At 40.6% G+C, this 21104-nt stretch carries 22 protein-coding genes; 14 read left to right on the forward strand and 8 right to left on the reverse strand.

Annotated features, from left to right (window positions below):
• Nucleotides 1–24: 24 nt before the first annotated feature.
• The 7 genes from ACL8WY_RS06315 to ACL8WY_RS06345 all read left to right on the forward strand — a co-directional run bounded on the left by ACL8WY_RS06315 (nt 25) and on the right by ACL8WY_RS06345 (nt 7559).
• Nucleotides 25–1098, forward strand: coding sequence for an ABC transporter substrate-binding protein (locus ACL8WY_RS06315; RefSeq protein ID WP_436517580.1), 1074 nt, complete (start codon nt 25–27; stop codon nt 1096–1098).
• The gene (locus ACL8WY_RS06320) at nt 1095–2150 is read left to right on the forward strand and encodes an iron chelate uptake ABC transporter family permease subunit (protein ID WP_436517581.1); all 1056 of its coding nucleotides are present in this window, start codon (nt 1095–1097) and stop codon (nt 2148–2150) included. The genes ACL8WY_RS06315 and ACL8WY_RS06320 overlap by 4 nt, the downstream gene beginning before the upstream one ends.
• Nucleotides 2150–2887 (forward strand): ABC transporter ATP-binding protein, encoded by a 738-nt coding sequence (locus tag ACL8WY_RS06325; RefSeq protein ID WP_436517582.1) that lies wholly within the window; start codon nt 2150–2152, stop codon nt 2885–2887. The genes ACL8WY_RS06320 and ACL8WY_RS06325 overlap by 1 nt, the downstream gene beginning before the upstream one ends.
• Nucleotides 2888–3318: 431 nt before the next feature.
• Nucleotides 3319–4650, forward strand: a complete 1332-nt coding sequence (locus tag ACL8WY_RS06330; protein ID WP_436517583.1) for an NAD(P)/FAD-dependent oxidoreductase — start codon at nt 3319–3321, stop codon at nt 4648–4650.
• Between the two features lies 1 nt (nt 4651).
• A complete protein-coding gene (locus ACL8WY_RS06335; protein WP_436517584.1) occupies nt 4652–6403 on the forward strand; it encodes a 4Fe-4S binding protein in 1752 nt (583 codons plus the stop codon).
• Nucleotides 6404–6408: 5 nt separating this feature from the next.
• Nucleotides 6409–7239 carry a hypothetical protein gene (locus ACL8WY_RS06340; RefSeq protein WP_436517585.1) on the forward strand — a complete coding sequence of 277 codons (831 nt, stop codon included), beginning with the start codon at nt 6409–6411 and terminating at the stop codon, nt 7237–7239.
• Between the two features lie 38 nt (nt 7240–7277).
• On the forward strand, nt 7278–7559 hold the full coding sequence (locus ACL8WY_RS06345) for a TfoX/Sxy family protein (RefSeq protein ID WP_436517586.1): 282 nt from the start codon (nt 7278–7280) through the stop codon (nt 7557–7559).
• 34 nt (nt 7560–7593) lie between these two features.
• On the opposite strand, the gene ACL8WY_RS06350 is transcribed toward ACL8WY_RS06345, so the two are convergent.
• Genes ACL8WY_RS06350 through ACL8WY_RS06360 form a run of 3 tightly spaced genes read right to left on the reverse strand, consistent with a single transcriptional unit; the run spans nt 7594 to nt 8993 of the window.
• On the reverse strand, nt 7594–8073 hold the full coding sequence (locus ACL8WY_RS06350) for a DOMON domain-containing protein (RefSeq protein ID WP_436517587.1): 480 nt from the start codon (nt 8071–8073) through the stop codon (nt 7594–7596).
• A gap of 35 nt (nt 8074–8108) precedes the next feature.
• Nucleotides 8109–8546: a MarR family winged helix-turn-helix transcriptional regulator gene (locus ACL8WY_RS06355; protein ID WP_436517588.1), complete on the reverse strand. Its 438-nt coding sequence runs from the start codon at nt 8544–8546 to the stop codon at nt 8109–8111.
• A gap of 27 nt (nt 8547–8573) precedes the next feature.
• The gene (locus ACL8WY_RS06360; RefSeq protein ID WP_436517589.1) at nt 8574–8993 is read right to left on the reverse strand and encodes a nuclear transport factor 2 family protein; all 420 of its coding nucleotides are present in this window, start codon (nt 8991–8993) and stop codon (nt 8574–8576) included.
• Nucleotides 8994–9114: 121 nt separating this feature from the next.
• Between ACL8WY_RS06360 and ACL8WY_RS06365 the strand changes: the two genes are divergently transcribed.
• Nucleotides 9115–9912 carry a DUF6597 domain-containing transcriptional factor gene (locus tag ACL8WY_RS06365; protein ID WP_436517590.1) on the forward strand — a complete coding sequence of 266 codons (798 nt, stop codon included), beginning with the start codon at nt 9115–9117 and terminating at the stop codon, nt 9910–9912.
• A 57-nt stretch (nt 9913–9969) separates the two neighbouring features.
• Nucleotides 9970–10413, forward strand: a complete 444-nt coding sequence (locus tag ACL8WY_RS06370) for a DUF6265 family protein (RefSeq protein ID WP_436517591.1) — start codon at nt 9970–9972, stop codon at nt 10411–10413.
• Between the two features lie 6 nt (nt 10414–10419).
• Here ACL8WY_RS06370 and ACL8WY_RS06375 read toward each other — a convergent pair whose 3' ends face one another.
• Nucleotides 10420–11325 (reverse strand): J domain-containing protein, encoded by a 906-nt coding sequence (locus ACL8WY_RS06375; RefSeq protein ID WP_436517592.1) that lies wholly within the window; start codon nt 11323–11325, stop codon nt 10420–10422.
• On the opposite strand from ACL8WY_RS06375, the gene ACL8WY_RS06380 reads away from it, so the two are divergent.
• Genes ACL8WY_RS06380 through ACL8WY_RS06400 form a run of 5 tightly spaced genes read left to right on the forward strand, consistent with a single transcriptional unit; the run spans nt 11300 to nt 15885 of the window.
• Nucleotides 11300–11992 carry a glycosyltransferase family 2 protein gene (locus ACL8WY_RS06380; RefSeq protein ID WP_436517593.1) on the forward strand — a complete coding sequence of 231 codons (693 nt, stop codon included), beginning with the start codon at nt 11300–11302 and terminating at the stop codon, nt 11990–11992. The genes ACL8WY_RS06375 and ACL8WY_RS06380 overlap by 26 nt on opposite strands.
• Nucleotides 11993–11994: 2 nt before the next feature.
• Entirely contained in the window at nt 11995–13452 is a 1458-nt protein-coding gene (locus ACL8WY_RS06385) for a cellulose synthase family protein (protein ID WP_436517594.1), read from the forward strand.
• The gene (locus tag ACL8WY_RS06390; RefSeq protein WP_436517595.1) at nt 13445–14740 is read left to right on the forward strand and encodes a glycosyltransferase 87 family protein; all 1296 of its coding nucleotides are present in this window, start codon (nt 13445–13447) and stop codon (nt 14738–14740) included. Before ACL8WY_RS06385 ends, ACL8WY_RS06390 begins: the two co-directional genes overlap by 8 nt.
• Entirely contained in the window at nt 14737–15228 is a 492-nt protein-coding gene (locus tag ACL8WY_RS06395) for a rhodanese-like domain-containing protein (protein ID WP_436517596.1), read from the forward strand. Before ACL8WY_RS06390 ends, ACL8WY_RS06395 begins: the two co-directional genes overlap by 4 nt.
• 15 nt (nt 15229–15243) lie before the next feature.
• Nucleotides 15244–15885, forward strand: coding sequence for a TIGR04282 family arsenosugar biosynthesis glycosyltransferase (locus ACL8WY_RS06400; protein ID WP_436517597.1), 642 nt, complete (start codon nt 15244–15246; stop codon nt 15883–15885).
• Between the two features lie 17 nt (nt 15886–15902).
• Here ACL8WY_RS06400 and ACL8WY_RS06405 read toward each other — a convergent pair whose 3' ends face one another.
• From ACL8WY_RS06405 to ACL8WY_RS06420, 4 genes are all read right to left on the reverse strand, one after another.
• A complete protein-coding gene (locus tag ACL8WY_RS06405; RefSeq protein ID WP_436517598.1) occupies nt 15903–18554 on the reverse strand; it encodes an ABC transporter permease in 2652 nt (883 codons plus the stop codon).
• The gene (locus ACL8WY_RS06410) at nt 18551–18886 is read right to left on the reverse strand and encodes a PadR family transcriptional regulator (protein WP_436517599.1); all 336 of its coding nucleotides are present in this window, start codon (nt 18884–18886) and stop codon (nt 18551–18553) included. The genes ACL8WY_RS06405 and ACL8WY_RS06410 overlap by 4 nt, the downstream gene beginning before the upstream one ends.
• 65 nt (nt 18887–18951) lie before the next feature.
• On the reverse strand, nt 18952–20199 hold the full coding sequence (locus tag ACL8WY_RS06415; protein WP_436517600.1) for a hypothetical protein: 1248 nt from the start codon (nt 20197–20199) through the stop codon (nt 18952–18954).
• Nucleotides 20196–21041 (reverse strand): hypothetical protein, encoded by an 846-nt coding sequence (locus ACL8WY_RS06420; RefSeq protein WP_436517601.1) that lies wholly within the window; start codon nt 21039–21041, stop codon nt 20196–20198. The genes ACL8WY_RS06415 and ACL8WY_RS06420 overlap by 4 nt, the downstream gene beginning before the upstream one ends.
• Nucleotides 21042–21104 lie beyond the last annotated feature (63 nt).

The following is a 21104-nucleotide window of genomic DNA, read 5'->3' on the forward strand; positions in this document are numbered from 1 at the left end:
AGTTGATGAACTACTTTTGAAGGTATGAATAAAATCGCTTTCGGAATAATCCTTCTAATCAGCGCATGCTCTCTTCCAAAGCAAGAAGAATCTACTGTTTCAAGCGTGCAAACCGTACAATATGCTAAAGGTTTTCACTTTGAAACTGAAGAAGGAGGAAGTAGATACCTTGTGATCGCTGAACCTTGGCCGGAAGCTACTGAGTCTATCAGGTACCGCTTGGATGATAATCCTAAACGAATTGTATGTACCTCCACTTCCCACCTTCCTTTCTTTGAAATGCTAGGATCCGAGGAGTTGGTTGTTGGGTTTCCAAACCTCAACTATATAAGCTCGGAAGTCTTCATTGAAAGGGCAAATGCAGGATTGCTTACAGATTTAGGTCCTGACGGAAACATGAATATGGAATTGCTTTTGGGAATCAATCCAGATGCTGTGGTTGCCTTCGATATGGGTGGTGAGTCTAAAACTTTGGCAAAAATTCAAGAAGCCGGAATTCCCGTTTATTATAATTCAGATTTTCTGGAGCAATCACCTTTGGGCAGAGCTGAATGGATTAAGTTCTTTGGAGCATTGCTTAATAAGGAGAAAAAAGCGGACTCAATCTTTACCGAGATCGCAAATGAATACAATCGTCTCACGGAATTGGCCGGAACGGTGACAACAAAACCGAGCATTTTAAGTGGCGTGGTTTATGGTGACACCTGGTTTTTGCCCGGAGGAAATAATTGGGCTGCTACTTTTTTCAATAATGCTGGAGGAGAATACCTCTGGGACGCAGATACTACTTCAGGGTGGTTGGAGCTAAGCTTTGAAGCTGTGTATGAAAAAGGAAATGACGCAGATTATTGGATAGGCACCTCTACATTAAACACCATGGATGAAATGAAAGGACAGGATGAACGATACACAACTTTTAAAGCCTTTGAAGGCGGAGAGGTGTATAACTATAACAAGAAAATTGGTCCGAATGGTGGATATGATTTTTTTGAATCGGGCTATTCACGGCCTGACTTGGTACTCTCCGATTTGATTAAAATATTACATCCAGAATTGCTGCCGGACTATGAGAAGGTATATTTCCAGAACATAAAATGATAGAATCTCAACTGGACGAGTCGAAAAAGAAATGGAGGGTAGTGTTTCTACTACTAACTCTAATCTTACTTATATGCTTTGTTTTAAGCATATCACTCGGCTCTGTTCAGATTCCATTTGGTTTTGTGATAAATCACTTCTTAGGGTCGTCCGACAATGAAGTTTGGTCTAACATTATTCAGAACTTTCGAATTCCAAAGACCTTAACCTCCATGCTTGCTGGTAGTGCGTTAGCTATTAGTGGTCTACAAATGCAAACGCTTTTTCGCAATCCTTTAGCCGGACCATTCATTCTGGGCATTAGTTCTGGCGCTGGATTGGGCGTTGCACTGGTCATATTTTTAGGTTTTTGGTTAGGTGGCTTCATTGAGATGACGGGAATTGGGCGAAGCTGGCTATTGGTTGGTGCAGCTGGGCTAGGTTCATTTATTGTTTTATCAGTAGTGCTGGTTGCCTCTTTTAGGATAAGGTCCGGTATTTCATTGTTGATTATCGGTCTGATGTTTGGATCTGCGGTGAGCGCCTTGGTTAGCATTCTTCAATATTTCAGCCAAGCAGAAAACATTCAGGCATATGTCATATGGACATTCGGGAGTCTCGGGAGTCTTTCCTGGAGTGAATTAAAAATAATGATGCCAGTTATCATAGTATCACTTATCCTGTCTTTTCTCCTATCTAAACCTCTAAATGCGCTATTACTTGGTGAAAACTATGCGGAATCGCTTGGACTAAATCTGAAAAAATCTCGCATGCTTATCATCATCAATACAAGCTTGCTTGCTGGAACAATCACAGCTTTTTGCGGACCTATTGCATTTATCGGATTAGCGGTTCCTCACATAGCTCGTATGCTTTTCAATACCGGAAATCATCTATTGCTCACACCATTGGTGATTCTGCTTGGTAGCATTTTACTAATCGTATTTGACATACTAGCCCAACTTCCTGGAATGCAGGAGACATTACCCATAAATGCAGTAACCTCCTTATTTGGTGCTCCATTTGTGATATGGTTGATTTTGAGAAAGTCTAATCTTAACTACACATTCTGATGGGACTTCTTGAAATAAAAAATCTTGACATTGGTTATGGAGCAGGTAAGGTGCTAGCGAAGAACATCAACTTGTCTATTGAGTCAGGTCAACTGGTTGGGCTGGTAGGACAAAATGGTGTTGGAAAATCAACTTTTATCCGGACTATTTGCGGACTTCAGCCTCGTTTGAAAGGAGAAATTCTTTTAAGCGAAAAGGAAATAAATGAGCAAAATCCTAAGCAAATAGCCAAGAAAATAAGTGTGGTGCTTACCGGAAAACCAGATTCATTAAACCTTTCTGTTATTGAACTCATTGCATTAGGGAGGCATCCATATTCCGGTTGGCTGGGTAATCTCAAGAATGAGGATAAAACAAAAATTGATGAGGCCATCGATCAAATGGAGATCAATTACCTCGCTAACAAAAGGCTTTTTGAGCTTAGCGATGGACAGCTCCAAAAGGTAATGATTGCTCGAGCTTTGGCGCAAGACACTGAATTAATCATCCTGGATGAGCCAACCTCACATCTAGACCTTAAGAATAAGATTGAAGTATTGGAATTACTTAAGAAAATCGCCAAAAGTGGAAAAGGAGTACTCATTTCAACTCATGAAATACAACTATCAGCAAAAGCTTGCCATGTTTTTTGGTGTATGGATTTTGGAAAAGAAATGCTCGTAGGAGAGCCAAAATCAATGATTTCGAAAGGATCTCTGCAGGATTATTTACATATACCCAAAGAAGTTCTTTTATAAAAAAAGGGACCCTGGGAGGGTCCCTAAAATATGAGTGGGATAATCGTAACCTAACCTAACCGAATAGAAACGTGCCTTTGCACGCTAACCCACCCATTTCACCTAATCACCAATATGTGGTACGTAAATAACCAAAATAAGATCAGGAAGGTTTAAAGATTTTTTTGTCAACCAAATGACAATGGGATTAATAAAAAGAAGCCCTGTCACATGACAGGGCAGTCATAGAGGATATGTCAACTATCACTCCATTCAAATTCCATATTTGGTGGTAGTCTTAGACGCAACAGATGCGCGAATACTTGCGGTGTGAAATCAATTTTTTCTAATTCATCAAAGTATGTCAATAGCTTGACAATCGGTGATGGTTCTTCGTAACTTAAGAGCTACCAAATAGCACATCAACGTATTATTGACTTTTAAACTACCAAATGCAGAAAATTGTCATTATTGGAAATGGTGTTGCCGGCATTACTGCCGCTCGCCATATTCGAAAACTTTCGAATGATGAGATCACCGTCATCTCCGGCGAAACCGATCATTTCTTTTCACGAACGGCACTCATGTACATCTACATGGGGCACATGAAGTATGAGAATACCAAGCCTTATGAAGATTGGTTTTGGGAGAAAAACAAGATAAACCTGAAAAGAGCCTGGGTTGAGTCAGTTGATTTTGACCAAAAGGAGATTCAATTTGAAGGAGCTGAACCAATGAATTATGACAAGCTTATTCTGGCAACAGGCAGTCAGTCTAATTTCTTCGGATGGCCAGGGCAGGATTTGAAAGGTGTGCAGGGACTCTACTCCTACCAGGACCTTGAATTGATGGAAGAAAACACCAAAGACTTAAAACGTGCTGTGATCCTTGGTGGTGGTCTTATAGGTGTTGAAATGGCCGAAATGCTTCATTCAAGGCATATTCCAGTCACATATCTTATAAGAGAGGAACATTTTTGGGGAAACATGCTACCAAAAGAAGAAGCCACATTGATTGACAATCATCTTGCTAAGCAAGGGATTGACCTAAGGCAAGAAACCGAATTGGAAGAAATACTTGATGATGGAAATGGCAGGGTAAAAGGTGTCAAAACAAAAACGGGTGAGGTAATTGACTGTCAGTTTGTGGGTCTTACCGTAGGAGTACATCCGAATATCGCCTTGGTAAAAGATTCTAAGATAGATACTGATAGAGGGATTCTGGTAGATGAAAACCTTCAAACAAACATTCCAGATGTGTATGCTATTGGTGATTGCGCTCAACTCAAAAATCCACCTTCGCATCGAAGACCCATTGAGGCTGTTTGGTACGTCGGCCGTATGATGGGCGAAACAGTAGCCAGAACCATAACCGGGAATGAAACAAAATATCAACCAGGCGTCTGGTTCAACTCTGCCAAATTTTTTGATATCGAATATCAAAACTATGGGATAGTTACTCCTGAATGTCCGGAAGACTCCAGCTCATTTTACTGGGAGTGCGATGACAAGGAGAAGTGTATTAAGATCATTTATAAAAAAGATTCACAAGAGGTTCAGGGCGTCAATCTATTTGGATTGCGTAGCAGACATGAAGTTTGGGATCATTGGCTGAAAGGAAAGAAAACATTGAATTACATTATTTCGAACCTAGCAGATGCCAATTTCGACCCTGAGTTTTATACACATTGGGAAGGTGAGATTCAGAAAAAATTCAATGGTGAATTTCCTGAAAATCAAGTTAGTGTCAGAAAAAAAGGATTCTTAGAAAAACTATTCGCATAAAATGAAAGCAATCAGATTTACAGGCCTTATTCTATTCCTTTTCTCTCTTGGGCTCTTCTTGAGTAGTTTTTTCATGTCCAGTTTCACAATAAGTGAAGACACGTTCAGCTCAATAGTAAAAGAGCAACATCAGGAGAGCTTAAAGCCGGCACTGGATGATGTCTTTGGCAAAGAATACGGATCAAGCATTCCATTTGTAAATGCAATAAACTCCACAGTAAATGAAGTAAATGCCAAAGCTCGTGCGGAGCAAAAATGGGATCAAGTAATCTACGACGATTACGCAGGATCTTTGGCTCGAGCATCTGCCTCAGGCTTTGTACCAGAAAACAAACTTTTGGTATTCTTCCTGATCTATGTGGTTGGTGCAATTGGAGCGTTGATGTTCCTACTTCCGCAAATAAAACTGCATGGACCTCCGGGAATCAAAAACAACCATATTTTCCACAATGCATTGAACAATCGAGGCTGGATGGGAATGCTAACCGGATTTTTACTCATTGGATTTTACATACTTCTCTACTTCTATCCCGCATACATTACCAACTGGATCATCATTGTTGATCCATTGCAAAAGTTGATCAATCCGTCAGCTTCATCCAGCCAATGGTTTCTGTATGGATTCCTCTACACATTTGCTGTATTGGTCATGGGCGTACGGATGATTTTAAAGTATCGCCATAATCGATATCAGATATTTCGTACTTGCTCGGTAATGTTCTTTCAGTTGGCCGTTGCGTTCCTCATTCCAGAAATTCTGGTACGTCTAAATCAGCCTTATTTCGATTTCAAAAACATGTGGCCGCTGGATTACGATTTCTTCGACGCATGGCATATTAATACATTGACGCAATCCGGTGGGTTAGGTCTTTTCATGTTTGTATGGGGGATCACACTCTTTGCTGTTGGTGTACCGGTATTCGTTTACATCTTTGGCAAGCGATGGTATTGTTCTTGGGTATGCGGATGTGGTGGACTCGCTGAAACAGCCGGTGACCCTTTTAGACAGCTCTCGGATAAATCGACAGAAGCATGGCAAATTGAACGAATCATTATTCATGGGGTTTTAGTCTTTGCTGTAATCATGACAGGCCTGGTCCTCTACAACTTCTTTGGTGGCGACTTTTACCTCTCTTTCAGCAAATGGATGGTCCTTGGAATAGTTGCTCTGCTAGGCGGAGGACTCTACTTCTACCATCGCAAAAAGTACCCGGATATGTCCGGTAAAAAAGTACGGAATACAGTAATTAGCATTGTAGGATTTTTCGGATTAGGTATAATGTTTAGTGAGGTTTCTGTATTTGCAAAGTACATGCCTGTCGATGGCAATAACTTTAGTTTTTCCAGTGGAAACATTCGAACAGTCTATGGATTTATGATTGGATCCATCTTTTCTGGTGTAGTAGGAACCGGATTTTATCCGCTCATGGGAAATCGCGTATGGTGCCGATTTGGTTGCCCGCTTGCAGCTTACCTCGGCCTGGTTCAGCGATTCAAATCCAGATTTAGAATAACCACAAATGGAGGGCAGTGTATCTCCTGTGGGAATTGCTCCACTTATTGCGAAATGGGGATTGACGTGCGAGCGTATGCCCAAAGAGGCCAAAACATTGTGCGTTCCTCATGCGTTGGATGTGGAGTTTGTTCCGCTGTTTGTCCGAGAGGTGTTTTGAACCTCGAAAACAGAGATGAGGACGGGCGATTCAACCAGCCAATTTTACTCGGTAACGATGGTATTTCAGTATCTAAATAAAAACTATGAAACGACTTTTTCTATCTCTCACGATTACGCTTTTTATATCCTCGCTCGCATTAGCAGGCGGTGGCTGGACCAAACAAAAAGGAACAGGTTACTATAAAGTTTCTCATTGGTGGGTCAATGCTGCCAAGCAATACACCTTCAATGGCAACACGGCTGCTTCCATAAAAGAAGGAATTTTCAACACCTCGATATTTGCTGAATATGGTGTAACCGATCGATTTACAGCAATTGTAAATCTGCCATACAGCAAATCAGCAAATGCCAATGAATCGGTGGCGGGAATTGGCGATACAGACCTTGCACTTAAATATCGAATAAGCAAAGCAGGAAGCAAGTTCGTGCTTGCCGGCACTTTGCTACTTGGGCTACCACTTGGTGAAGAAGCTGGTGGAAGCGACGGAAGTCTTCAGACAGGAGATGGTGAATTCAATCAAATGATGCGACTGGATTTAAGTAAATCTTTTCAGGTTGGCTCAGTTAATGCCTATGCCAATATTTACACTGCATACAATAATCGAACTGAAAACTTCTCTGATGAAATGCGGATTGGAGCAGAAGTAGGTGGTGGATTTCTCAACAATAAGATTTGGGCAATTCTGCGACTTGATGTTGTAGAATCCTTTGGGAATGGGGCAGAATCAACGGCGCTGAGTGATGGAGCCACCATCTTTTCCAATAACACAGAATACGTTGCATATACGACAGAAATCGCTGGTTACATCACTGATAAAATAGGAGTATCGGCTGCAACAGCAAGCGTTCTTAGTGCTTCCAACATATTCGCTGCGCCTTCCTATTCTCTAGGTGTATTTTACGATATGAAATAGTCCAATTCTATTTACCTTGATCGTCCTACAGAAAAACTATGGGACAGACAGGTGATAAACATTCCAATGAAGCTCAACTTACCGCCGAGCTATTTCTTGAAAAACTAAGTTTAATTCAGGGCGTTACTTCCAAAAAGATGTTTGGAGGTCATGGTTTTTTCCATGAAGGTCAAATGTTTGGCATGGTCGATTCAAAGGGAAAAATTGCGCTTAAGGCAACTGGCGATCTTGAACAGGAGTATTTGAAAAAAGGTAGCTCCAAACATGGTAAATGCCCTATTATTCTGTACCAGAAAACATTTTTCAATCTGACGAATTGATAGACTGGGTGAAAAAATCGATTGCTCTAAATAGCTAAAGTATAATCCGTCGAAGTATTCTCCTTCTCGAATGATGGTCAAAATCATCTGATAGACTATAGGCAAGCCAAACATTGATGGTGTTCCCCTCGGCAAGGTCGCAATGGAGGTTGTCCACTTTGGTTTTGTAGATGCTGAATTTCAAAGTGGTTGTTCCATTTCTCTCCTCCCCACACAAGTCAAAAATGCGAGCTGCTACTGCCAACGCTTCTACTGGTGGATGCTCTCCCAAGTCGGTAACAAATTGATCTTGAATGAAAACTTCTCCATCTGAAACATGTCCCTGAATCAGGTTCGTATTAACAATGCTCGACCCAGTGGTAAAGCCCACGGCAACCCATCCAGTAGATGGGGCCGAGATACTTATTTGAATATGCTCAGTAGCGTGAGTCCATTCCAACACAAAACCTTCAGTCTCCAATTTTTTTGTTGAAGGAACCATAAACATTAATGAAAATAGAATTAAATATTTCATATCAATTATTGATATATCATTTTATCGGCAAAAATTTAGGAACTGAAATTATCTTGTATTTTATCTAGCACTCTGCGGAAGATTTCCATCTCCTCGTTTGATACTCCTTCGGTTCCCTTCTCACGGTATTTAATTGCTTCTGGAAGGACTCTTTTTATAAGAGCTTCACCATCCGTTGTTAAACTGATTGTAAATGATCTTCGGTCTGCCTTTACACGCTCAATGAGCTTTTCTTTCTCTAGGAGATCAAGAATTCTCGTAACGGATGCCGGATCTTTTGAAATAGATTGGGCTAGTTCTCTCTGAGACAATCCCTTTTCTTCACTTAGCCTCTTTAAGATTATCCATTGATCTGAAGTTATATTGATACCAAGATCTCTAAACAATTGATTGGAGGCTTTCTTCCAGGCTTTCATCGTCCTGTCCATCCAAAAGAAATAGACTTCATGTATCGGTTTGTCGATTTCACTCATCGCGTTCAATTTTCTACAATTTAGCTATCAACTTTTAAAAGTTGCATTCACAAGTTCTTCGATTATTTTCCACTCACCTTCTACTTTGATTAAAGAAAAAATTGATCTCATCTGAGACTTCTTTCCATCCAAAACAGCCTTCACGGTCACTTTCACACCATCAAAATTTTCGACTGATTCAATAGTGATTTTCCTCTCATCTCCACCCCACTCTTTGGCTGCTATTTTTGAGATGTAACCTGTTTTATCAAGAATAAACGGTGCTTTGCTCCCATCATGCCATACCAATCTGTGCTGATCATGGAGTAGGGATTTTAAGATAGACACGTCCTGCTTATCACCTGCTTTGGCATAACTGGTTACTGTCTTTTTAATTTCATTTTCTGTCTGTGCTGCAGCTACTGCAAACAGACTCATTCCTAAAAGGAAAAAAATAGATTTGATCATTATATTGATTTATTAATTATTGATATATCAACATTACGAATAAAAGTTAAAAAAGTTTACTTCTGCTGCAGAATTTTGCTCCACCAACATCTCACTCCCATCAAAATTTATAGTTTGCACTATGCACTATGAAAGTTTTGCTCCTGCAGATTCACTCAAACAATTGGTAAAAGAATACTGGGTATTTGAAAATGATGACCCTGCGATTCACACACAAAAGATTATTCCGGATGGCTACAGTGAGATCATCATACACTACGGTGAGTCCTACCGGATCAACTTGTCCGGAACATGGGAATCTCAATCTTCATTGCTCTTTTCCAGCCAGATCAGTAAATTCTTCTTTTTAGAGAATACTGGGAAATCTGGCATGGTCGGAATAAAACTCCACCCAACAGCCTTCTATCAGCTTTTTCATCTAGATGTTTCTCCCTTCACAGACAAGGTGTTGGAATTAGAAGCTATAATCGGGGATCCTGCGACCGAACTTAGGACATCAACTCATGGAAATTCAATAGCTCATCGGGTCGAGCTAGTTGAAAAATGGATGAAAAACCAGCTTCAAAACCTGCAACCGCAGCCTAAGATTGATCAATGCATTAAAGAAATTCACGAATCACATGGGATGATTGATATAGAGCAAATGGCCGATCATGTTCAATTGAGTACCCGGCAATTGGAGCGTTTATTCAAAAAAATAATTGGGCTAACGCCAAAATTTTATTGTCGCATCATCCGTTTCAATTACATCTTCGAAGTAATAAAAGATCAAAAGGATTCATGGATCCGAACAGCTCTTCAGTCAGGCTTCTTTGATCAATCTCACTTTATCAAGAACTTCAAAGAATTTACCGGAGAAGAGCCGTCTAACTATGGTTTTGATGAAGTAAATCTTGCCAACTTTTTTCTCAAAAAGTAAGTGTCGGGTTTTTACAATACCTACATTCTATGACTTATTATCATTGCTTAAAAAAAGATGAAAAAGGCATTATTCTTAGGTCTATCACTGTTTGCGTCACTGTTTGCTGTTGGCCAATCTATAAATGACTTTAAATGGCTGAAAGGTACCTGGCAAAGACAAAATGTTCGTCCAGGTAATTCTGCCTTTGAAGTATGGGAGGAAACTAAAAAAGGGTTTGTGGGCACTGGTGTATCCATGACCGGGACTGACACAACTTTTGTTGAGAAATTGAGTATTGTGGAAAAGGATTCAGAGCTCTACTATGTAGCCTTTGTGAGCAGTAATGGAGCACCTACCTATTTTAAAATCACATCAGTTTCGGAGAATGGATTTGTCAGCGAAAATCCTCAGCATGATTTTCCAAAGAAAATTGAATATACACTTGAAGGAGCTAAGCTTACCGCGGTTATTTCTGCAGGTGAAAAAGCCATGGGGTTTGTATTTGTTAGAAAAGAATAGCAGGATTTAGATTGAGGCGAGCATGAGAACAATGTAGAGAAAACACATTGAAGACAGTAGTCCACAGCTCAGTCGAAAGTCCGTGTATCGCTTATTTCCTATCACCACCAATGAAAAAATAAAAATGATGACAGAAAATGTATTTCTGAATGAATAGATGGTCCCGTGAATAAAATATTCTCTTTCATCATCAACTGCTCTAACCTTTTGAGGTAGATCTAAAATCGAGGTATATCTGATAACTACATTCGGAGCAGAGCTAGACATATAGTCTCTATAAAAAGAACGGTCAGTTGAAATATTAGCTCCATTCTTGGCAAGAATATAAGTATCATACCTCCTGAGTATCACTTGCCCTGTTGCGTATGTGTGCTCGCTAAAGGAATAATAATAGTCGAATGTGAGCACTAATGCTAAGCCGAAGAAAAACATGTTTGCAAACCTGAAATAGCGATAAAATCGTTGCTTATAGCGAAACTGCTGTTCCATTCTGTTCCGCTGCTTTCGAATCCGGTCTCTGATGTACTCGGCACGATACTTTTGCTCAGGTGTTGTTTCCTTTAGTACGGTCTTTACCGGGACTCCAGATAGGAATAGATCATAAAGATTTCTTGTGGTAGAATCCGACAGTATTTCATAAGCCTCATTAATTAATATCATTCTGGTTGCTGCTGCAGGATCAGGATTGATATCTGGATGAAATCGCTTGACCTGCTTGCGATAGGCTGCTTTTATTTGACCTGGCGTAGCAGATGATTGAATTTCAAGAGCTTCATAGTGATTCATTGCCCTAAAACTATAAACAGAAGCAATAGCTTGTGTCACAGCAAAGTCATTTTTAATGGTTGGATAAACATACCTTTGCGGCTCATTAAAGAAGCACCCGTTGAACAAGCCGGATATCCGTGTCATTATACCTGCATTCAATGAACAGAATGCAGTTGGTCTGGTCATAGATGAAATCCCAAGAGATTGGGTCTCTGAAGTCATTGTAGTAGACAATGGATCGACGGATGACACTTTTGCTCAGGCTCAATCAAGAGGTGCCACGACCTTAAAAGAGCCTACCCGGGGCTATGGAAATGCCTGTCTCAAAGGCATGGAGCACATTGCACAATCGGAAACCCAACCTGATATTGTTGTTTTTCTTGATGGAGATCATTCTGATTATCCAGAACAATTAATTGATCTGGTCAAACCAATTATAGATAATGAAGTTGATTTAGTCATTGGCTCCAGATCTCTTGGAAAGACAGAAAAAGGAAGTATGACTCCTCAACAAATATTTGGCAACTGGCTTGCTACGACTCTCATCAAGGTTTTGTATCGCAAAAAATACACGGATCTTGGACCATTTCGAGCCATCCGATATGGAAGCCTCCAGACAATTGGTATGGAAGATCGAACATATGGGTGGACAGTGGAGATGCAATTAAAGGCATCTAAGCTAAATTTGCGTACGCTAGATATTCCTGTGAATTACAGACAAAGAATTGGCGTTTCTAAGGTGAGCGGAACGATTCGTGGAACCTTAGGAGCAGGTTATAAAATCATTTATACAATCTTTAAATATCTATAAAGGTGGAGTGGTTAGTTATCATATTGTATGGTGTTACATTGTTGATCATTTGCCTCTTTAGCTTGGGTCAGTTCAACCTCACGTGGCATTATTTAAAAGCCAAAAAGCAGATCGAGGAATTACCGGAGGAACTTTCCGAATATCCTATGGTAACTATTCAGCTCCCAATATTCAACGAGCGATATGTTGTAGAGCGCCTGATCGATGCAGTAACCAAAATTCAATACCCAAAAGACAAACTCGAAATACAACTCTTGGACGACTCTGATGACCAGACCGTCAAAATCATTGAGAAGAAAGTCAATGCATATGCAGCCAACGGATGGGACATTCAACACATAAGACGGTCGGAAAGAGTCGGATATAAGGCTGGTGCGCTGGCCTATGGAATGGAGCGTGCCAAAGGTGAATTTATTGCCATCTTCGATGCAGATTTTGTGCCTAATCCGGAATTTTTGATGCGGACATTGACCAAATTCAAAAATGAAAAAGTTGGAATGGTTCAGACTAAATGGAGCCATTTGAATACTGATTATGGCTCGCTCACTAAGATTCAAGCATTTTGGCTGGATGCCCATTTCACTGTAGAACAAAAAGGCAGAGAGCATGCTGGAAGCTTCATCAACTTTAATGGAACAGCGGGCGTTTGGCGAAAGGAATGCATAAAGGATGCCGGTGGCTGGCATTATGATACCATTACAGAAGATTTGGATTTGAGCTACCGCGCACAACTCAAAGGCTGGAAATTTGTATATCGTGAGGAGATTGAGTCTCCGGCAGAACTTCCCGTGTTGATCCCTGCAGTAAAATCACAGCAGTATAGATGGAACAAAGGTGCAGCAGAAACAGCTCGCAAGACACTTGGTAAAGTGCTGACATCCAATATCGGCTGGAACCATAAGATCCGAGCCGTCTTTCATTTACTCAATAGCTCCGTATTCCTTCTCCTACTGATCGCGGCGGTACTTAGTATCCCTATGCTGTACATCAAAGAATACAATCCCGATCTTGCCTTGGTCTTTGATCTGGGTAGCATTTTCATCATCGGCTTTCTGGCAATGGGGTTTTTCTATTGGGTAGCAGCGAAAGCGACGCACCCGGAGTATACATTTAGGTACTTCATTAAAAATTTCCCGATGTTCCTTGCTTTCTCTATGGGAATGGCACTGCACAATTCCATCGCCGTAGTGGAAGGATATCTTGGAATAAAAACACCTTTTGTGCGTACACCCAAATTCAATGTGCGGTCTAAAGGCGACTCCTGGAAAGGCAATCAATACTTAAACAAAGTATTAACACCTGTCACTTTCATGGAAGGTGTGCTGTCTATCTATTTCGTTTATGGGATTTTCTCGGGTTTCAAACTCGAAGATTATGGCTTAATGCTTTTCCATGGGATGCTAGCGATTGGTTTTGCATATGTTTTTATCTTATCGGTGAAACCGATGAAGCATGCCTAATCAACATAAAACTGGTTACTACACCTTCCTGGCTATTTATATTCTCGCCATCTTTTCTATAGGAAATTGGATAGAGCGACATGCTTCCTTTACTTTAATATTAGCGTATAGCAGTGCTTTTTTTAGCTACATTTTTCTTCTTCAGAAGCAGGAAAACGATCGACTGCTCTTCAATGCAGGTATTATCATTCGTGTTCTTTTATTTCTCAGCTTGCCAACCCTGTCTGACGACCTATACCGATTCATCTGGGATGGCACTTTGCTGAAAAATGGCATTCATCCATTCGAAGCTCTTCCTGGTTCCTACCTGAATCAAGGTATTGAAGGAATCAGCCAGGAACTATTCGAAAAGCTCAACTCGCCTAATTACTTCACCATTTATCCTCCGCTCAATCAACTTATCTTTTGGGTGAGTGTCACTATCGCAAAAGGTGATTGGTTGGTGTCGGCAAATACCATTCGAATTATCCTCTATGCTGCTGATGTTGGATCCTTTTTCTTGCTGCGAAGGCTTCTACAGCACTATGGAAAATCACAAAGTCTGGCCTATTGGTTTTGGCTAAACCCACTGGTAATCCTTGAATTTACAGGGAATTTACATTTCGAAGGATTGGTCATATTCTTTGTACTATTGGGCGTCTACTGCTTCGAGAAGAATAAAAAATGGTTCTCAGCTATAGGATTTGGGTTGGCTATTGGCACAAAGCTTTTGCCATTAATCTACCTTCCATTCTTGTTCTTAAAAGGCCTTAAGGAAAAAAAATGGTTGATCCCGATAGGCGCAGGTATCATTGGAATAGCCACATTACTTCCATTATTCAATGAGACTTTTATTATAGCGATGAGGGAAAGTCTTGATCTCTACTTTAGATCTTTCGAGTTCAATGCCAGCATATACTTCATCGCGAGGGAGATTGGTTTTTGGATCTATGGATATAACAAAATCGCACTTATCGGGCCACTACTATCTGTTTTTTCAGTGGTTTCCATCCTGACAGTATCAGTCATTGGAACCTTAAAAAAATGGTCGGTTCCAAAAACTCTGATGTTTGTTCTCACCGCGTATCTTCTGTTCGCAACCACCGTTCACCCATGGTATATACTGCCGTTGGTCGCATTAGGCATTTTGTCCGGCTATTGGTACCCTGTGGTCTGGTCATTTCTCATTTTCCTGACGTATCTCGGATATTCTCAAGCTGGATTTGAACTTCCAATTCACATTATTGTTGTCGAGTATGTTGTGACTGGATTAGTTTTGCTGGTTGAAGTCCGAACTAAGAACAAATGAAAAAACTGATACCGCCCTTCATACTTCTTTTGGTTTCCGCCATGACTTCCTGCGGACAAAAAACGTACGATGAAAAACTTGCGAGTTTGTACCGCAATACGGTACCGCTAATAAAGGCGGATTCTCTAAAACCTCGAATGGATGATGTGGTTATTCTAGACACGCGTGCCATAGAAGAATTTGAGATTAGTCACCTACATGGTGCTCGTTTCGTGGACTATGATGCATTTGAAATCGATCAGGTCAAAGACATTCCGAAGGATCAGGAAGTGATTGTCTACTGCTCGGTGGGATATCGAAGTGAGCGAGTGGGTGAAAAACTGAAGAAGGCGGGTTTCACCAATGTGAAAAACTTATATGGCGGTATTTTCAGTTGGAAAAATGAAGGCTATGAAGTAGTAGGTGTGAACAATACACCAACAGATAGTGTACATACGTACAACAAGTCATGGGGAAAATGGCTTTTAAAAGGAACAAAAGTTTACTAAACAATAAGAATAGAAATGAGTGACAGCTTATTAATGATTTTCGTGAAGAACCTAATTCCCGGGATGGTGAAGACACGTTTAGCCGAGGATATTGGAATTGATAAAGCCTTAGATGTATATAAAGAGTTGGTTCATCACACCCACAAAATCACCAAGAAACTAGAGGTGGACAAAGCAGTATACTACTCGGAGTATGTCGAAATAGAAGACATCTGGGACAATGGAGATTACAAGCTCACTTCTCAAAAAGGATTCACACTAGGTGAGAAAATGTCTAATGCATTTGATGAGGCATTTGACTCTTACAATAAAGTGGTGATCATCGGCAGTGATTGCTACGATCTCAATTCAAAAACCATCAAGCTGGCATATGAAATGCTTGAAGAAAATGACCTGGTTGTAGGCCCGGCAAAAGACGGTGGCTACTACCTTCTTGGCATGAAAGAGTTTTTACCTCAGCTTTTCCAAGACAAAGAATATAGCACAGACTCTGTGTTAAAAGAACTACTAGCGGAAGCAGAAGAACTCCAGCTTTCCACCCATCAATTGCCGACATTGAACGATATAGATACCCTGGATGATCTGAAAGAAACAGATATGGATTGGGAGAATATCGGAGAAGATGCGGACGTAGAAGATGAGGGAGAAGTTTATTAAACTCCTCCCTCAAAGTGTTATTCGTATCTCAGTGAATCAATCGGATTAGCACCAGAGGCTTTCCAAACCTTAGCTCCAATAGAAGCAAGCGCTATTGCTACCGAAACCAATCCTCCCAATGCATATATCCACCAGGATATCGAAGTTTGATACGCAAAATCTTCCATCCACTGATCAATGATGTAATAGGAGATTGGAGTAGATACCAGGAATGCCACCACGATCAATAATATAAACTCTTTGCTCAGAATTGTTCCTATTTGCAGGATAGATGCTCCTAATACTTTCCGAATGCCCAACTCTTTTGACTTTTGTACGATGGTGAATGATATCAGTCCAAATAAGCCAAGGCATGAAATGAGAATTGCTATACCAGTTGCGGTAGAAGCAAGCTTGGAGGCTTGTCGCTCTGCTTTATAAAACTGCTCAATGGTCTCATCCATGAAGTAAACAGTCAGTGGATAATCCGGATAAATTTCTGTCCATTTATCTGTCAGCTTATCGATTGTTTGTTCGATTTGTTCACTTTTCACCTTTAGCGCAAAACACCTGGACTTTTCCTGATAGCGATAAAGCAAGGGTTCGATCGGATGATGCAAAGATCTGAAGTGAAAATCCTCCACAATGCCTACCACTGTATGATCTTTCGAATTAAAATCGAAGGTTGCCCCGACAGCTTCTCTCGGATCATCAAACCCCATATCACGCATAAATGTCTCGTTAATTAGTAATTCGGGAAGTGTATCATTGGGAAGGAGATTTCTTCCGGCCAGCAATTCAATATCATAGAACCTTAAATAAGTCGTGTCTCCCGACTTTTGATGCGCGCTGGTTACAACCTCTGCACTATCCGTTTTATACTTAACCGTCGAAGTTGAATAGCCTCGTTGAGCTGGAGGTGTATTTTGAAGTGCATATTCTCTTACTTCTGGCATCTCATCCAGATAATTCTTTATGAGTTCAGACTTGCTGTATTCTTCATAGTAAGGTGTATAGAAATACACCACTCCATCTTCCTTGAATCCCAAGTCCTTATCCAGCATAAATGATATCTGCCAGGCAATAGCCAAAGTGCCTACAATGAGTAGCTGAGAAAAGAGAAATTGGAAAAGTATCAGGACTTTGCGGATAAAAGACCCTCCGGGATTATTGGAACTTGCCCCCGAACTTAATGCTCTCACTGGCCTGAAGGATGAAATTACCCACGAAGGATAGATTCCGGCAATTATTCCAACCATAAGTGTGAGTCCAACAATTACCATCCAAAATACCAGGCTATCATAATCAAGCGCTACGCCATCAGGAATAAATTCTTCAAAGAAAACAAATGAGTAATGGGCTATTGGAATTGCCAGCATCACAGCGAAAAACGAGATAAGAATACTTTCTGTCAAAAACCTTCCAACCAACTGACTTTTAGGGCTACCCAATACTTTACGAACACCCACTTCTTTGGACTTGGTTGTCGATTGAGCTGTTTCGAGGTTCACAAAATTGAATATGGCAATGAGCAAAATCGCAAGCGCAACAATACCCAAAATAGTAAGTGTAGGAGCATGAGCAGGACTTCTGCCATTGTCAAATATTCCTATATCCGGGCTGAAATGAACCTCTGACAAATGTTGTAGTTTATAGCTCTGAACCCAATCGCCATCATCTGTCTGCTCCACCACGTGCTTATCTAAATCTTCCAGTTGTAGTAGAATATCAGATTTGTTCACATTGTCGGAAGTTTTAATCCAGACTTGTGAAGAACTGTTCGTACTTCCCCAGTCACCACTAAATTGATCTTTTACCCAAGAACTTTCAATACTAGCGTAGGAAATGAAATCGGTAAAGTCAAAATCTGTATTGTAGTCAGGCTGTCGAACGATTCCAGAAACCGAAACTTTTAGTGAGTCACGATAAATAACCGTACGATCGATCATGTCCAGCCAATCTTCATTTCCAAAATATTTACGGGCCTGCTCGCTGGTGAGCACGACCTTAAAAGGTTCGGATAAGGCATTTTCAGCTTTTCCAGCCAGCCATTCATATTGGTCAATCACTTCAAAGTACGAATCACCCGCCAACAAAAGATTGCTCTGTCGTTCAAAGTCCTTTCTTTCTTCACCATCTACTACCTCGACACCTGCGGAATAGGTATGAAAGTATGCGACAGCTTCAATTCCAGAGAAATTTTCCTCAACATGCGGACCAACTGGAGTTGCCACTCCTTTGTTCGTTTGCGTAAATGATCCGGTAAACGAGGTGTAAATTCTGTGAATATCTTCTTTGTCAGGAATTTGAGTATTGAAGCTCAATTCGAACCGGACGATGCTAAGAATAGCAAGGAAAGCTCCTACTCCTATAGCCAGACCCAGCACGTTAATGGTAGCTGTAGTTTTGTTTTTAAGCAGGTTTCGCCAAGCGATGACCAGGTTGTGTCTTAAAAAAGTGAGTGATGTATTTACTCTGTTATTTTTCATTTTAGTCCTTTTTAGTGCATATGATCGAAAGCTTCTGATGACCAGCCACCAATAGAAAATTCCGGCAAATTTTCCTCCTCGATCTTCAACAAACTCAGCGTAGACTTCATAGAGGTCTCCTTCCAATTCCTCGCTCCGCTCGTCCGAGCAATAGAGGCGAAAGATTTTTAATGGCAGTTTCGGTGGTTGGTTTGAGCTCATCTCAAGTTTTCAAATGCGATGTTTGGTATTTGATTTCTCATTCTATTTCGGAGCTCATTCGCCGTTTCCAATGACACTTTTCCAGCTTGTGATATAGTGAACAGACGCTTGCGTTTACCACCACGTTCGCTTGACATCTCACCCATTCTGGAATTCAATAGTCCTTTTTCTTCCAAACGATACACCGCAGCATGCACCGAACTAATACTCACCTTCCTATCAGTCTGCTTATTCAATTCACGCTGAATGGCCACACTGTAGGCGTTATCATATAAAATGCCGACAGTTAGCAATACGAGTTCCTCAAACTCTCCAAGATTGGTTCCCTTCATTTTTTGAAATATTAATTTCGTAAATGTAAGTATTATACCGAAAAAAATAATTTTGGTTACAAAATCTAAAAATATTGACCTATGCCAAGCACAAATCCATTGATGGTCGGCTCTTGCAGGTTGACGCCATAATCGACCCTTAAAATAGCATTGTAGATCTTCTTATGAATAAGCCTGAATCCTCCTCCAGCAAATAGTACTACATTTTCTGATTGACCAAAGTCTGAAAAATCTCCTCCCGGATTTCTCCATGATCCTGAATCTGAGAATAATACGCCTTGCACAGCAATTTTCTCACGATCAATGAATGAATGGCGGTATTCGGCATTTAAGATAATTGCGCCTGTGCCACGGTCTACACGGTTTCCAACACCGCGAATATTGAGGTAACTGTCCAACACAAATGGAGCGAAAGGGCTAAGCTGATTGGTACTCACTCCAAGCCGCAAGCGTGTTGCTAAATTTCCCTTTTTTCCAATTCTCCAAAATCTTTTTAAGTCATTAAAAACAATGTAAAATTCAGGGTCACCATCAAGCGACTGAACGGATTGAATGTTCAGCTGATTATGCAACCCATCTAGATAGAAATAGAAATAATTGACTCGATTCCAGATGAAAGTTGCCTTTGCCAGAACTTTCTTTTTATTAACCTTTTCCGGAGCTCCTTCGAAGTTTCCATCGGTAAATTTGCTATAATCTTCAGTGAAAAAAGCGCCACCAATCTCTACCCGATCTGTAAAGTTGAAATGGCGGATTAAATCCGCTCCTATGGTGTAATTATCATATTCATATTCTACTGTCTGATTATCAAAAAAAAGTGGCTCAAGCGTAGACCATTTGATCAGGTTCACATTTACACCCCAGTCGGATTGTTTGATCCTATCGAAGGTCAAGTGCGCTGCAAATGAACTTCGATCATAGTATTGATAGTACGTGGTTAACTTGTTTCCTCTACCTCCGAGATTTGCCTCTGATGCACCTACCTGAATCCAGAAATTTTCTTCGATTCCGCCAAAACTAAAGATCGGCAAAAGTGTAAACAGCTCTTGAAAGATGTAGGTGACCTCTACTCTTCCATCTATTGTTTTGGTTTGAAACTGAACATCGGAAAACATTTCCAAATTGACCAATCTTTGCCGGGTGATCTGCAGCTGTGTCGAATCCAGGCGATCTCCGAAGGAGAATGTTAAAAACTGATCAACATACGCTTTTTTGGTCTTTTTTAAACCCTCATATTGAATGGCCACAATCTCTTGTGAGGAAATCTGGTTTACAAAACCAATGAAAAATATGATTACTAAGGTTCTTCTCACTTTTGGCGTATCACTCGGATACCCAAATTTATTGTTTCTCCAGCTCCTGCACCTTCACTACCCAGCCAGAAGTTGGTGTAAAGGAATTCCAGCTCTATGAAATTAGGAATCAATTGATACTTGGTACCAAGACCCGATTGAACAAAATAGGAAAAGAATGCCTCTCCGGATTGGTTTTGGTCATTGTAGTGGGTTGGGAAATATTCAGACATGGCATAAACCGTCCAGCGAGTATTGGGGAAGTAGCTAAAAAAGACACTTGTTTGTGTTTGCAGGTAATTGTTTTCCCGAAATGAATCTCGAGTTAGATTATACCAAAATGCCTGTTGGAAGAATAATTGAGTTTTATCTGATAGCGGGAGATCATAAAAAACTTGATTCAACCAAAGACTCCCGTCAGGATGAAGGAAGGCATCTGTTGACAGCTGATTCTCCAGATCATCAGCCAATGGAAACAGAAATGTTGATTGAATGGATAGTCTTTTCAGGCCATTGAAGGGAGCGATCTTGATCTTTGGTCCAAAGCCTACAATGGCAGTTCTAGAGCCTTGATCATCGCTGGTATTTACGTTTTTGATCCATACATCCGCACCGATATTGATTTTGTCATTTAGCCCAAATAGGAATTGATTAATGGAGGTGAAGTAGTTTTCTCTTCTTCCATTATCCATTTTTCCTCCGCTCGAGTCAAAGGACTTGGTTTGAGTGTATAAGTTCTGAAAGCTCTTGAACTCCCAATCTCCTTTTCCAAAGAGTATTGAAGGTGTGTAGTTCTGAAGGTTGTTTTGCGCAGAGCCGAAATAGAAGGCTGACGCTAGAAAAAAGAATAGTATGATCCGCATATATTTAATTTTCATCAAAGAACGCAGAACAATCCTCAAATGACGGTCAACCAACAGACAAAT

Origin of the sequence: Ekhidna algicida (assembly GCF_051379705.1) — a bacterium.
In the GTDB taxonomy this organism is placed as follows: Bacteria; Bacteroidota; Bacteroidia; order Cytophagales; family Cyclobacteriaceae; genus Ekhidna.